Origin of the sequence: Streptomyces sp. NBC_00637, from assembly GCF_045161545.1 — a bacterium.
In the GTDB taxonomy this organism is placed as follows: Bacteria; Actinomycetota; Actinomycetes; order Streptomycetales; family Streptomycetaceae; genus Streptomyces.
The window spans coordinates 563253-576798 of the sequence record NZ_CP109046.1 but is presented as its reverse complement, the minus strand read 5'-3'; the positions used below and the strand labels follow the sequence as shown (position 1 = coordinate 576798).

At 71.6% G+C, this 13546-nt stretch carries 10 protein-coding genes and 1 pseudogene; 5 read left to right on the top strand and 6 right to left on the bottom strand.

Annotated elements, in window-relative coordinates; all coding sequences use genetic code 11:
* Positions 1–13: 13 nt before the first annotated feature.
* The 3 genes and pseudogenes from OG440_RS02515 to OG440_RS02505 form a co-directional block, all read right to left on the bottom strand.
* Positions 14–1039 (bottom strand): annotated as a pseudogene (locus tag OG440_RS02515) (Acg family FMN-binding oxidoreductase).
* A gap of 1053 nt (positions 1040–2092) precedes the next feature.
* Positions 2093–2755: a 3-oxoacid CoA-transferase subunit B gene (locus tag OG440_RS02510; RefSeq protein WP_406005159.1), complete on the bottom strand. Its 663-nt coding sequence runs from the start codon at positions 2753–2755 to the stop codon at positions 2093–2095.
* Positions 2752–3528, bottom strand: a complete 777-nt coding sequence (locus OG440_RS02505) for a CoA transferase subunit A (RefSeq protein WP_406005158.1) — start codon at positions 3526–3528, stop codon at positions 2752–2754. The genes OG440_RS02510 and OG440_RS02505 overlap by 4 nt, the downstream gene beginning before the upstream one ends.
* A gap of 161 nt (positions 3529–3689) precedes the next feature.
* On the opposite strand from OG440_RS02505, the gene OG440_RS02500 reads away from it, so the two are divergent.
* Together OG440_RS02500 and OG440_RS02495 are read left to right on the top strand one after the other, a co-directional pair.
* Positions 3690–4469, top strand: a complete 780-nt coding sequence (locus tag OG440_RS02500; RefSeq protein ID WP_406005157.1) for an IclR family transcriptional regulator — start codon at positions 3690–3692, stop codon at positions 4467–4469.
* 727 nt (positions 4470–5196) lie between these two features.
* The gene (locus tag OG440_RS02495) at positions 5197–5382 is read left to right on the top strand and encodes a hypothetical protein (protein ID WP_406005156.1); all 186 of its coding nucleotides are present in this window, start codon (positions 5197–5199) and stop codon (positions 5380–5382) included.
* On the opposite strand, the gene OG440_RS02490 is transcribed toward OG440_RS02495, so the two are convergent.
* Complete coding sequence (locus OG440_RS02490) at positions 5363–6499, bottom strand: AraC family transcriptional regulator (protein ID WP_406005155.1); 1137 nt, start codon at positions 6497–6499, stop codon at positions 5363–5365. The two genes, OG440_RS02495 and OG440_RS02490, sit on opposite strands and share 20 nt — an antisense overlap.
* 308 nt (positions 6500–6807) lie before the next feature.
* Here OG440_RS02490 and OG440_RS02485 point away from each other — a divergent pair, with 308 nt between their 5' ends.
* From OG440_RS02485 to OG440_RS02475, 3 genes are read left to right on the top strand one after another with little or no spacing between them, the layout of a single operon-like run.
* Positions 6808–7902 (top strand): TauD/TfdA family dioxygenase, encoded by a 1095-nt coding sequence (locus OG440_RS02485; RefSeq protein WP_406005154.1) that lies wholly within the window; start codon positions 6808–6810, stop codon positions 7900–7902.
* A 32-nt stretch (positions 7903–7934) separates the two neighbouring features.
* Positions 7935–9464, top strand: coding sequence for a long-chain-fatty-acid--CoA ligase (locus OG440_RS02480; protein WP_406005153.1), 1530 nt, complete (start codon positions 7935–7937; stop codon positions 9462–9464).
* A complete protein-coding gene (locus OG440_RS02475) occupies positions 9461–10564 on the top strand; it encodes a YeiH family protein (RefSeq protein WP_406005152.1) in 1104 nt (367 codons plus the stop codon). Before OG440_RS02480 ends, OG440_RS02475 begins: the two co-directional genes overlap by 4 nt.
* 1042 nt (positions 10565–11606) lie before the next feature.
* Here the strand turns inward: OG440_RS02475 and OG440_RS02470 are convergent.
* Positions 11607–12185, bottom strand: a complete 579-nt coding sequence (locus OG440_RS02470) for an RBBP9/YdeN family alpha/beta hydrolase (protein WP_406005151.1) — start codon at positions 12183–12185, stop codon at positions 11607–11609.
* Positions 12182–13540 (bottom strand): MFS transporter, encoded by a 1359-nt coding sequence (locus tag OG440_RS02465; RefSeq protein WP_406005150.1) that lies wholly within the window; start codon positions 13538–13540, stop codon positions 12182–12184. Before OG440_RS02465 ends, OG440_RS02470 begins: the two co-directional genes overlap by 4 nt.
* Between the last annotated feature and the right edge of the window lie 6 nt (positions 13541–13546).

The following is a 13546-nucleotide window of genomic DNA, read 5'->3' as shown; positions in this document are numbered from 1 at the left end:
GGGGTTCACGGGCTCACGCGATGTCGAGCACCTCGTCCACGGGGCGGCGCGGCGTGGCGGGGCCCGCGGGCCCGTATCCGAGCCGGAGCACCATCTGGACGAACCCCATCGCCGACTGCGGGTCGCGCACGGCCCATCGGAGCTCGGGCCATTAGAGGGCCTGGGAGGTGAGTGACGTGGCGAGCCCGTCGAGGGTGGCCTGGAGCAGGACGCGTTCCATCGCCTGGCCCGCCATCAGCCAGTCCCGGGGACCGTCCCTCACGGTGCCCAGTACCGCGAGCTGAGGCGCATTCTCGAACACGGCGGTCTCCCGGCCGGGATCCATACTCCTGCCGGCGAAGTCCCGCACGGGCCCGCTGCCGTAGAGCTTGCGGGGGCCGAACGCGTACTCGGGCACCCCGTCGTTCGCCTTCTCCGACTCCTCCGCGCCCACCCGGGTCCAGTGCCGCAGCTCCTCGGACGCCGCGGCGTCCAGGGCGTCCCGGCCCTCGGCGTCGTGCACCAGGTCCAGCAGGGTGTGGACATGCCACGCGTCGGGGAAGAGCAGCCGCACTCCCTCCAGCAGGGCGGCGGCGCTCAGGGCGTCCTTGATGGCCTGGGGTATCGCCTCGTCGGTGAAGGGCCGGCGGCTGGTGTGGCGGCGCCGGATCGCCGGATACAGCGGGACGAGATCCTCCTCGACGTCGTTCCCGGTCCCGTCCTCGTGCCCGTCCCTGGTGAACTCCGGGGAGGCCAGCCGCACCCGCGCGAGCAGACGCGGCTCCGTGTGGTCGGGCAGCAGCTCGGTGCGGGCGGCCCAGCCCGCGTGGGAGGCGGCGACCCGCAGATTGAAGAGGGCGGCGGCGCACCCCAGATGAAGACCGCGGGTGGTGGGATCGGCGCGGGGCATGGCCCGTTCGAGATCCGAGTACACCTGGAACGTGCTCTCGGCCCGCAGGAACCGGAATCTCCACGGCTGCGCGTTGTGCATGGACGGAGCCGCAGTGGCGTCTTCGACCAAGGCTGTCACGGTCGTCGTCTCGAGCGCGTGTACGGACACCGGACCTGTCTCCCTTCAGGGCCGACCGGCCTCTCACGGAAGGGCGATTCCCGCCACTTCCACTATTCCACGGCGGCCCCCGGCGCGTGCGGTGACGGCCGTGACGGCCCACCCGGCGTTCCGCGCGCGCCGCCCGGCCGCGCGGCTCCTGGGGGGACGGCCGCCGGACCTGCGGCCAGGGCCGCTGTCGTGGCGATCGCCCCCGTCTCGTACCAAGCTGGAGGAGAGGTGAGCGTCGTCATCGGTCACCACGCTCTGGCCGTCGGAGCTGAGCTTGCTGTAACTGCCGGTGGCGTAACGGCCGGTGAGGTCGCCGAGCAGGATGAGATCGGTTGCAGCCGACGGCAGTTGGGCGTAGCCCAGAACGCCGTGGAACTGGGATGCGTTCGGTCGAGAGAGGGCGTGATGGGTGCTGTCTGTCACGGTGGGGTCGTCTCGCAAAGACGTGGACGCCACCCAGGTCCGCTAAAACCATGGGTGGTGTCCGGAACCGACCTCCGTCGGAGCCGGCGAGGTCCCCGGGACGGCCGTCCTGGAGGCCCTCGTAAGCCCGGGCCCGAGCGGAGGCCGGCCTCCCCGTCGCAGCTCGACCGAGGTCGAAACAGAGCACCGCCAGAGTCACCCAAACCATGATCCACACCAGCCAACTCGGGTCCCTCAAGGGCCGGTTTCAGGGGCTGACGCCTCTGACTGCCTCCGTACGCCTCTGCCACCCGTCCTGGCAGGTCACAGCCTCATCGCCCCACATAAGTGCAGGTCAGAAAGGTGCGCTGGCTGTACCCCTGGTTCCTGGCGAAGGCGGTGGTGTGCGGCATCGTTGCGGCTCCCGTCGTTGGGCGGTGGCGACATCGCCCGGAACGGCGTCACGGGAACGCAACACGCCTTCCGCCCCACGGAAGGCTCGACGTGGAATGCCTGTTCAGAGGGTTGATCTGGACGCGCCATGGTGTGCGGCCTCAGGTGCATGCGCGGCCGCGCCTGGTGCTCTCCGACCACGTCTCGTGTCGCTTCGGCAGCGACATCCTCCGCCGGGCGACCCGCCCGGCGGGCCCGTCACCGGGCCGGGGAGGCGCCGGCCGGGGCGGGGGTGTACGTGAGCGGGGGTTCCGTCTTGGCCCGCACCTCCTCGACGCTCACGCCGGGCGCGAGTTCGACCAGCCTGAGACCGTCCGGCGTCACGTCGATCACGCACAGGTCGGTGATGACCCGCTGCACCACGCCCTTGCCGGTGTAGGGCAGGGAGCACTCCTCGACGATCTTGAACGAACCGTCCTTGGCCACGTGCTCCATGAGCACGATGACCTTCTTGGCGCCATGGACCAGGTCCATCGCCCCGCCCATGCCCTTGACCATCTTGCCGGGGATCATCCAGTTGGCGATGTCGCCCTTCCTGGAGACCTGCATGGCGCCGAGGATCGCGGCGTCGATCTTGCCGCCCCGGATCATCGCGAACGACGTCGCCGAGTCGAAGAACGAGGCACCCCGCCGGACGGTGACCGTCTCCTTGCCGGCGTTGATCAGGTCGGCGTCCTCCTCCCCGGAGACCGGGTAGGCGCCCACACCGAGAATGCCGTTCTCCGACTGCAGCACCAACTCGACGTCGTCGGGGACATAGTTGGGCACCAGCGTCGGAAGACCGATCCCGAGGTTCACATAGGAGCCGTCGGTCAGTTCCGCCGCGGCCCTGGCCGCCATCTCCTCGCGTGTCCAGCTCATGCCGGCACCTCCCGCACAGTGCGCTTCTCGATCCGCTTGTCCGCGGCCTGCTCCGGGGTCAGCGCCACCACGCGCTGGACGAACACCCCCGGTGTGTGGATCTGGTCGGGGTCCAGCTCGCCGGGCTCGACCAGTTCCTCGACCTCCGCGACCGTGACACGGCCGCACATCGCGACGAGGGGGTTGAAGTTGCGGGCGGAGTCCCGGAAGACGAGGTTGCCGTGCCGGTCGCCCTTCCAGGCGCGCACCAGACCGAAGTCCGCGACGATCGCGTGCTCCAGCACGAAGTCCCTGGGACCGGCGGGGGTGTCGAACACCTGGGTCTGCTTCGGCGGCGACGCGACCACGACCTCGCCGTCCGGGCCGTATTTCCAGGGGAGGCCCCCCTCGGCGACCTGGGTGCCGACGCCCGTCGCCGTGAAGAACGCGGGAATGCCCGAGCCGCCGGCCCGCATCCGCTCCGCCAGGGTGCCCTGCGGGGTCAGCTCCACCTCGAGCTCACCGGAGAGGTACTGGCGGGCGAACTCCTTGTTCTCGCCGACGTAGGACGCCACGATCCGGCGCAGCCGCCCCGCGGCCAGCAGTCGGCCGAGACCCCAGTCGTCGACCCCGGCGTTGTTGGACGCCGCCTCCAGGTCACCGATACCCGCTTCCAGCAACGCCTCGACGAGTACCGACGGGATCCCGCACAGACCGAAGCCGCCGACCGCGATCGTGCTTCCCGAGGGGATGCCGAGGACCGCGTCAGCGGCCGATCCGAACACCTTGTCCATGCCGCTCCTCCCTCCGCCGACCGGCGTCGACGGACTCGCCATTGAAGGCAGGAGCCTCGGAGCGGTCAATCAGCGAACGTCGAAAAGCCTGTAGCTCGCTCATGTACCGACCACGCGTGGGTACGGGCGTTCACTGAGTGAACGCCGTCTACGATGGCCTCATGGACGCCGCGAACAACGTCGTCGGACGCGTCGGAGCACTGCTGCGCGCCCTCTCGGGAGAGGAGCCCGGGGGAGCGTCGACGACGCTGCTCGCCGCACGCACCGGCCTCGCCCGGCCGACCGCGCACCGCATGCTGTCCTCGCTGATGGCCGAGGGCCTGACCGACCGGGACCCCGCCAACGGCAACTGGCACCTGGGGCCGGAGATCTACATCCTCGGCATGGCGGCGAGCAGCCGCCACGACGAGACCGACGCGGCCCGGCCCGCGGTGCGCCGGCTGGCCCAGCGCACCGGTGAGAGCTCCTTCTTCTCCGCGCGGCGCGGCAACGAGACCGTCTGCCTGGTGCGGGAGGACGGAAGCTTCCCCATCCGGTCCCACGTCCTGTACGAGGGCATCCGGTTTCCCCTGGGAGTCGCCTCCGCGGGACAGGTCATGCTGGCCTTCCTCGACGAACGGGAGCGGGACGCCTACGTCGACGCGACCGATCTGACCGAGGCCTACGGCCCCGAGCACAGCCGGGACCGCGTCCGCGAACACATCGCCCGGACACGGCGCGACGGCTACGCCGTGAACCCGGGACTCATCGTCGGCGGGAGCTGGGGCATCGGGGCGGCCGTCTTCGACCCGCAGGGCAACCCGCGGTTCGCCCTCAGCATCACCGGCATCGAGGCCCGCCTGGCACCTCCACGGCTGCACCAGCTCGGCCGGCTGCTGCTCCAGGAGGCGCATGACCTGACCATCCGCATCGCCGAACGCCGGGGCGGCCGCACCGGGTGACCCACGGTGCTCGTCGGGGCACCGCGGGTCGCGCGCGGCCGATGAGTCCGTCGCGAACCGTTCGGCCCCCGACGCCGCCGTGCCGGACGACCGGAGCGGTCGCGCCATGGGTGTCCGCACGCTCGGGAGGATGGCGAAGACCTTGTGCGCGGCTCCACGCCACGAGGACGACGCCGACCACGTCCGCGCGGTGTGGCGAGACCCGAGCAACGACTTCGCGCGCGAACACCACGAACCGACAGGCCGGCAGACACGATCATGAGGGAGAGCAGACGTGGGACCGTTGGACGGAGCGCTTGTGATCGACCTGTCCCGGGCCCTGGGAGGCCCGCACACGACGCCGACGCCCGGCGACCGTGTGCTCGCCTGCCGGGGCACCAGCTGTACGGCCGGCCGCTAGGGGACCGGCAGCGCCGCCGAGTTGATCGAACTGGTTCTGGACGACGGCTCGTTCACGTCGTGGGACGAACCCGTCGATGTGTCGGGCCGTCCCGACGAGTACCGTCGCCGGCTCCCCGCCGCGGCCGAGCGGTCCGGCGCCGATGAGTCGGTCCTGACGGGACGGGGCTGGTGCGCGGCCGTCCGGTGGCCGTCGTCGTCAACGAGTTCCGCTTCCCCGGCGGCTCCATCGGCGTCGCGGCGGCGGCCCGGATCACCAAGGCCGTCCGCGCGCGACCGCGGCCGGGCTGCCGCAGCTCGCCTCCACCGCCACGGGCGGCCCTGCCTGGTGCACCTGGGAGACCCGACGACCGGCGGTGTCTTCGCGTCCTGGGGCTCGCTCGGCCATGTCACCGTCGGCGAGCCCGGTGCGCGGATCGGCTTCCTGGGACCGAAGGTCTACGAGGCGCTCCGCGGAGAGCACCGCTCGATGACGGTCTTGGCGGCCTGGACCATCAGGTGGTCGGACTTGTAGCCGAAGTCGGCGCGCAGGGTCGGGTCGGTGGAGAAGAGTCCGCCGCCCTGGTAGTGGCCCTCGTCGCTGGAGGCGACGGCGAAGGCGCCGGCCGACCGGAGCGCTGGTCCGGCCGGCGGCCGGACCTGCGGGCACGCCAGTCCCGCGCGCTGCATCCGAACTGCTCGCGGAACCAGCGTGAGAAGGCGCTCGGCGCCGAGAACCCCAGCAGGTCGGAGATCTCGGTCAGCGAGCGGCGCGGGTTGGCCACGAGTTGCTCCGCGAGCCGGGCACGCGTCGTGTTGAGGACGGAGGAGAAGGTCTCGCCCGCCGCGGCCAGATGCCGGTGCACGGTCCGCCGGTCGACGCCGAGACTGCCCGCGACCTGCTCGACGGAACACCGTCCGGTCGGCAGCAGGACTTCGATCAGGTCACGCACGCGGTCCAGCAGGGTCGTGTCCCTCGACACCGCGATCGAGTCGAAGAACTGCCGCGCGTAGGTCCGCAGCAGCGGGTCCGACATCGGGTTGGGGACGTTGAGATCGCTGCCGTAGAAAACGACCCCGTTGAATTCGCTGTCGAATTCCACCACCGGGCCGAAGATGCGCCGATGGGTCGCGGGGTCCACCGGCGCGCTGTGCGTGAGACACACGGAAAGCGCCTGCCAGCGAGCGCCGAGAAAGGTGCGGAGAACCTGGTGGAAAGCGCCCATGGCCAGCTCCGTGGCCTGGCGGGCCGCCATCGCCTCGCCCAGTTCCAGATTCACCTTGAGGGTGGCCAGGCCGTTCGCCTCGGACAGTCGGCTGTGGAGCATCTCGTTGTACATGTGCTCATGGCGGACGAGCAGTTCGACCGCGCTGCGGACATCGGGCTCCTCGCGCAGGACCAGACTGATGGGGCCGAGTGTGGAGAAGCGCCGCCGTTCGGCGAGGAGCAGGCCGAAGTCCTCGCGGTGCGAGGCCGCGGCCGAGAGTTCGAGCAGCTGGATCACGGCCTCGCCGGAGATCCACCTGTCCTGGACGGCGAGGCCTGCGGCGTCCAGGCCCACGCGCTTCATCAGGTTCCGGGGGTCGATGCCGAGCGACTGGCTCAGCTCGACGTAGTTGCTCAGGGTGGCGTTGCGGACGAGGGGCTTCATGGGCGCGCTCCAGAACTATGTCCCTGATTGATAAGTCAGATGTCACGTGAAGTCAAGCGATGTGTCACGCGGTGGCCTAGCGTTGCACCACTCGCGATGGAGTTCACCGCCCCGGAATCCGGCTCCCGGCCGATCGGACATCCCGGCGGGGAACACCATGGCAAATCATCCATCTGTTGACCAGCCCTGAAAAAGCGATACGGAATTCCTTGACGGACGGATCGCCTCCGGGGATATTCCGGTGCCGAAATGCGTGGAGGTCTTACGTGAAGACCCGTGGGATTCTCCGCGCGGAAAGGACGATGAGCGTGCCCGCGGTTCGCCCGAACGTGATCGACGTCTTGCGTCGCCCCTGCACGGGGCCGCCGGTGTGGAAGGGGCCGGACCTGACCGACCCCGAGGACCGGGTCCTGCGACTGTCACCGGCGCAGATCGACGAACTCGGGGCCGCCCTGCGCGCGGTGCGTGAACGGGGGGTCCCGCTGCTGAAGGTGACGGCGGACGACTTCCCGTTGCCGACGCTGGCCGGCCGACTGGAGCGCGTCGCGGACGAGTTGGAGAACGGCCGCGGCTTCGTGCTCGTCAAGGGCGTCCCGGTCGAGCGGTACGGCCCGGCGGCGAGCACCGTGTTCTGGGGGCTGGGTCGGCACCTGGGGGTCCCGGTGTCGCAGAACGCGGCGGGCCACATGCTCGGCCATGCCCGGGACACCGGCCGCACCATGGCCGATCCCTCGACGCGCGGTTATCAGACCCGAGCGGAACTGCCGTTTCACACGGACGGGTCCGACGTCCTCGCTCTGATGTGCCTGCGAGCGGCTCGCGTCGGCGCACGTATCTCCCTCGTCAGCTCCGCCGCCGTCCACAACGCGGTGCTGGCACGGCGCCCGGACCTCGTGGAGCGCCTGTACCGCACGCACTTCATCGACCGCCGGGAGGAGCACGCCCCCGGCGAGCGCCCCTGCCACGCGGCCCCGCTCGCCTCCTGGCACGGCGGAAAGCTCAGCCTCCGCTACCACCGCCGCTACCTCGAGTCCGCGCAGCGCTTTCCCGGCGTCCCCCGTCTGGAGCCGGCCGACGTCGAGCTGTTCGACCTCATCGACCGGCTGGCCGCTTCCCCCGAGTACCGGCTGGACGTCGACTTCGAGGCGGGCGACCTGCTGCTGATCAACAACTACGCGGTTCTGCACTCCCGCACGCGGTACGAGGACTTCGCCGAGCCCGAACTGAAGCGCCATGTGCTGCGACTGTGGCTGACCCTGCATCAAGGACGCGACCTGCCCGCGGAGTTTTGGGGAGACATGCCCCCCGCCGAGGACGGATCCGGCCGCGGCGGGGTCACCCCCCGAGACGTGATCGCGACACCCGGCTCCGCGGACGCCGACGGCTCCCGATGTCCCCACTGATCGCCTACGGCCCCGACCGAACGGATGAACGAATGAACAACCTCGCGGCAGCCCTGGTGGAATCGGCCGGGGCCGGCGGTGACCGCGTCGCCGTACGCCAGGACGAGACCGTTCTCACCTACGCCCAGCTGGACGACGCCAGTGCCCGGGTCGCCACGCTGCTGCGGGACAGGGGCGTCCGGCCGGGCGATCGCGTGGCCCTGGTCATGCCCAATGTCATCCTCTTCCCGGTCGCGTATTACGGCATCCTGCGGGCCGGAGGCGTCGTGGTGCCGATGAACCCGCTGCTGAAGGCGCGCGAGGTGGCCTTCACCCTCCGGGACTGCGGGGCCCGGCTCGTGCTGACGTTCCCCCTGTCCGCCGAGGAGGTGGTGCGTGCCGCGGCCGAGACCGGGACGGAGTGCCTGGTCACCGACCCCGTGGAGTTCGGCGCCCTGATGCGGGCGACCGAGCCGACGGCCGACGTCGTCGACCGGGCCCGGGACGACACCGCCGTGATCCTCTACACCTCGGGCACGACGGGGACCCCGAAGGGCGCCGAGCTGACCCACCGCAACCTGACGACCAACGCGGTCACGACGGTGCGGACGCTGATCCGGATCGGGCCGGACGACGTGCTCTTCGGCGGCCTTCCGCTGTTCCACGCCTTCGGACAGACCTGTGCCCTCAACGCGGCCGTCGCCGCGGGAGCCTCCCTGACCCTGCTGCCGCGGTTCGACCCGGCCACGGCTCTGCGGATCATGCGACGGGACGAGGTCACGGTCTTCCTCGGCGTCCCCACCATGTACACGGCCCTGTTGCACGCCGGTGTGCCCGATGGCCACGGCCTTCCCCGACTGCGCCTCGCCGTCTCCGGCGGCGCCTCCCTGCCGGTCGAGGTGCTGCACGGCTTCGAACGGGAACTCGGCATCCCGGTGCTGGAGGGATACGGGCTCTCGGAGACCTCTCCGGTCGCCGTGTTCAATCCCCCGGACCGGCCCCGCAAGGCCGGCTCCATCGGTCTGCCCGTCCGCGGGGTCGAGGTCAGGCTCGTATCGGACGACGGTTCCCCGGTGGGCCCCGGTGACGTGGGGGAGATCGCGATCCGCGGCGAGAACGTGATGAAGGGCTACCGCAACCGTCCGGACGCGACCGCGGAGGCCGTCCGCGGCGGATGGTTCCACAGCGGCGACCTCGCCCGCGTCGACGAGGACGGCTACTACTTCATCGTCGACCGCAAGAAGGACCTCATCATCCGCGGTGGCTACAACGTCTATCCGCGCGAGATCGAGGAGGTCCTCTACGAGCACCCGGCGGTCGCCGAGGCCGCCGTCGTCGGTGTGCCGCACGACGTCCACGGCGAGGAGGTCGCGGCCGTCGTGGTCCTGCGCGACGGCGAGGACACCACGGCCGGCGAGATCCTGCGGTTCGTCAAGGAGCGGGTGGCCGCCTACAAGTACCCGCGGATCGTCACGTTCACGGACGCGCTCCCCAAGGGCGCGACCGGCAAGATCCTCAAGCGGGAGATAACCGTCGAACGGACGGACCTCAACGACACCGTCGGACGAGAGCCGCTCTCGTGAGCGGGGAAGCGGCCGCGTACCCCCCTCGTTCCGCCTCGGACACCACGACCGGATGCACCGCGCGCGACCGGACCGACCCGACGGCCGGCGCCCGTCCCGCCTCCGGTTCCTGGATACCCGGGCTCGCCCTCACCCTGGTCGTCGCCGCGGCGGCCACGGGAGTGGGCAGACTGCTTCCGGTCCTCGGCGGTCCGGGGAGCGGCGTGGTCATCGGCGTACTGGTCGCCGCCGTGCGCAAGCCGGGCGCACGGCTGCGCCCGGGGATCCGCGTCGCCAACAAGCCGGTGCTCCAGGCAGGGGTCGCCCTTCTCGGCGCCCAGCTGTCGCTCACCCAGGTGCTCCGGGTGGGCGCGGGCTCGCTGCCGATCATGGTCGGTTCGTTGACCGCCTGCCTGAGCGCCGCCTGGTTCATCGGCCGCCGCCTCGGTGTCGGCGGCGACCTGCGCACCCTGATCGGGGCCGGCACCGGGATCTGCGGGGCGTCGGCGATCGCGGCGGTCACACCGGTCATCGGCGCCGCGAGCGCGGAAGTCGCCTACGCCATCTCGACGATCTTCCTCTTCAACATCGCCGCGGTGGTCGCCTTCCCGGTGATCGGCCACCTGCTCGGGATGGGCCCCGATGCCTTCGGCCTCTTCGCCGGGACCGCGGTCAACGACATGTCGTCCGTGGTCGCCGTCGCCTCCGCCTATGGGCCCGCGGCGGCCGACGACGCCGTCGTCGTCAAACTCACCCGCACCCTGATGATCATCCCCATTTGTCTGGGTTTGGCGATCCTGACCGGGCGGCGCGCCCGCGCCCGCGGTCAGGCTGCCACCTCATCCCGGGCGCGACCGGCCGGGCTGGTGCCCTGGTTCCTCGTGGCCTTCCTGCTGGCGGCCGCGGTCAACAGCGCCGGTCTCGTCCCGGCCGCGGCCCATCCCGGCCTCAAGGAACTCTCGGCGCTCCTCGTCACCGTCGCGCTCTGCGCGGTCGGCCTGTCCACCGACCTCGCGGCCCTGCGTCGCACCGGCCCCCGCCCGCTGCTGTTGGGCGCCTGTCTGTGGGCGGTGGTCTCCGTCTCCAGCCTCACCCTGCAGTACGGCGTCAGATGCCTTTGACGTCCGACGGCTGAAGCGGCGTTTCCCTGTGGAGGAGTTCCCGGCTCACTGAGCCGGGGACTCCTCCACTGGTGCTTCCGGCCGGATCTCCTCGTGGACGGTGTCGGGGTCCCGCCGTGCTCGGTCCTTCCGGGCCCGGCGGCCGGCGGCGCGGGACACGAGCCCGGATCCGCGGGACACGGCCGGGGGCGAGCCGCAAGGCACGGTGCGAAGGGTCGGCGCAGGCCCGGAGGGACAGGGCACGGCCCGGAGCCGCGAGGCACGGTCGAAGCACGAGGGCCCAGCCCGGTCGGAGCAAGAGGGCCCAGCCCGGAGCAAGGGGCACGGCCCGGAGCGCGAGGGCCCAGCCCGTATCCGGAAGGCCCTGCCGGGGTCACGAGGACACCGCCCGGAGCGGGGCACGGCGCGGGGCAACAGGGCACGGCCCGGAGACGGAGGGCCCAGCCCGGAACACGAGGACACCGCCCGGAGTACGAGGGGCCAGCCCGGAACACGAGGACACCGCCCGGAGTACGAGGGGCCAGCCCGGAACACGAGGACACCGCCCGGAGTACGAGGGTCCAGCCCGGGTCACGAGGACACCGCCCGGAGTACGAGGGGCCAGCCCGGGTCACGAGGACATCGCCGGGACCAGGAGGACACCGCCCGGGACAAGGGGAGGCATGGCCCCGAGCGCTTCGGAGCGGCAGGGCACAGCCGGAAGCCGCAGGTGCGGTCCCGTGAGGACACACCTGCGGCTTCGACCGCGTCCCGCCCGGTCAGGCGGTGCTCGCTGGTTGCCGGGGACCGTTCATCCGTCCGGTGCCGAACTGGCCGCGTACCGCGCGAACCAGGCCGGTATCCCGGGACGGGAGACCGCGCCTTCGCCGCCGACGTCGGTGACGCGGACGCCCCAGCAGGACGCGCTCGACGGGCACTTCCAGCTCCTTCCCGGTCAGGGCGCGTGGCGGGGCGGCGATCGGCTCGACGGCGTCGGGCGCTTGACATGGCGGCAGCCGGGGCCCGGCGTCGCGTGCGCGGGGGCCGCGCGTCGGATCGCGGGTCAGCCGATCTCGAGTCGGCGGAGCAGTTCCTCCGACTGGGACCAGGGGCCGTGGCCGGACGCGGGGTTGAGGTGGCCGACCGCTCCCAGCTCCTCGAACCGGCTGCCCCAGAGCCCGGCCAGCTCGCGGACGCGTTCGACGGCGCCCAGGGGGTCGTCGGAGCTCGCCGCGACGATGCTCGGGAAGGGCAGCGGAACCCGGGGCACCGGTGTCCAGCCGTGCTCCTCCAGCACCTCGGGAGCGGGGTAGCCCTCCGGCAGCGGCGTCCCGAAGTCGGGCGGGGTGGCCAGCAGCGCGCCCCGGACGTCGGCCGTGTGCTCCTGGGCCCAGTGCACGGTGGTGATCACACCGGCGCTGTGGGCGACCAGGACGACGGGCCCCGCGATCCGCGACACCACCTCGTCCAGGGCGGCGACCCGGGCCTTCCGGCTGAGCCCGTCCCGCGTCAGCGGGGGCACGGTGCGCACGGTGCGGCCGGCCTCGGCCAGCCGGCCGGCGAGCAGCGTCTGCCAGTGCTCCTCGACATGGTCGCGCAGGCCGGGGACGAACACGATCGTCGGCTCGGTGGTGCCGCTCACGAGGACAGCTCCGGTTCCTTCGCCTGCGGCCCGGCCGGCAGGTGGTCCTGTGTGATGCGGCGCAGGTCGCGCTCGTAGTAGTGACGGCCGATCAGGAAGGCCACGGTGGCGGCGACCGCGATGAGGGGGACCAGCCGCAGCGCGCCGAGCAGGCCCATCCGGTCCGCGAGCAGACCCGTGACGGCGGGGCCGGGCGCCAGGCCGAGCAGGCTGTTGGCCAGGGTGAGGGTGGCGAACGCGGTCGCGGAGATGGTCACCGGGGTCAGGTTCGCCACCATGGCGGCGGCCGGACCGGCCGTGCCGGCCGACAGCAGGGCTCCCGCCGCCAGCGCCGCGATCTGCAGCGGGCCGGTGGGCAGCCGGAAGGCGGTCGTCAGCAGGACGAGCGCACCGATGCTGCAGGTGATGGCGACGGCCCACTTACGAATCGGGAGCACCCTGCTGACCCGGTCCGAGACGACCCCGCCGCCGATCATCCCGATGCCGATGATCAGGGCGAAGACCCCGGCGGCGGCTCCGGCCTTCGCGGTGGTCAGGTCGTAGTAGCGGTCGAAGTAGCTGGGCAGCCAGGCGATCAGGGCGCCCGCTATGAACAGCTGGAGTCCGCTGCCGACGTACGCGCCGATCACCGAGACGGAGGAGAACAGCCGTGGCAGCAGCGCGCGCAGCGGCCGGGGCGGAGCTGCGGCCCCGTCCTCGTCCGCGCCCGGGGCCGCCGCCGGGCGCAGTCGCCGCTCCGTGACGACGACGCCGTAGACGACGGCGAGCACCAGCCCGAAGAGGCCCATCACGCCGAACGCCCAGCGCCAGCCGAAGCGGTCGGCCACCGCGCCGCCGATCGACACGCCCAGGACCGAGCCGAAGGCCCCGCCCGCGATGAAGGCGCCGGAGAGGGTGGCCCTCAGGGTGGTGGGGAAGACGCTCAGGACCACGGCGATCCCGACGCTCCCGTAGGCCGCCTCCCCGATGCCGACGAAGAGCCGGCCGACGAACATCTCCCCGTAGCTCGCCGACACCGCGCACGCCAGGGTCGCCAGGCTCCACAGCGTGGCGGCGATCAGCAGGCTCTTCACCCTGCCCCAGCGGTCCGCGACGAGCGACATGGGGAAGGTGAGCAGGCCGACCATGAGCGCCACGACCCCGCTGAGCGAGCCCAGCCTGGCGTCGGAGAGCAGCCACTCGGCCTTCAGCATCGGGAAGACGGCGTTGAGCACCTGCCGCGACATGTAGTCGGACAGCAGCAGCCCGAAACTCAGGGCGAAAACGATCCAGGCATAGCGGCGGGAAACCGGCCACCCGGACGGAGACGTGGTCTCGGTCGCCGGGACGGACTCCGCAGTGGTGTGAAACCCCATTGTCAT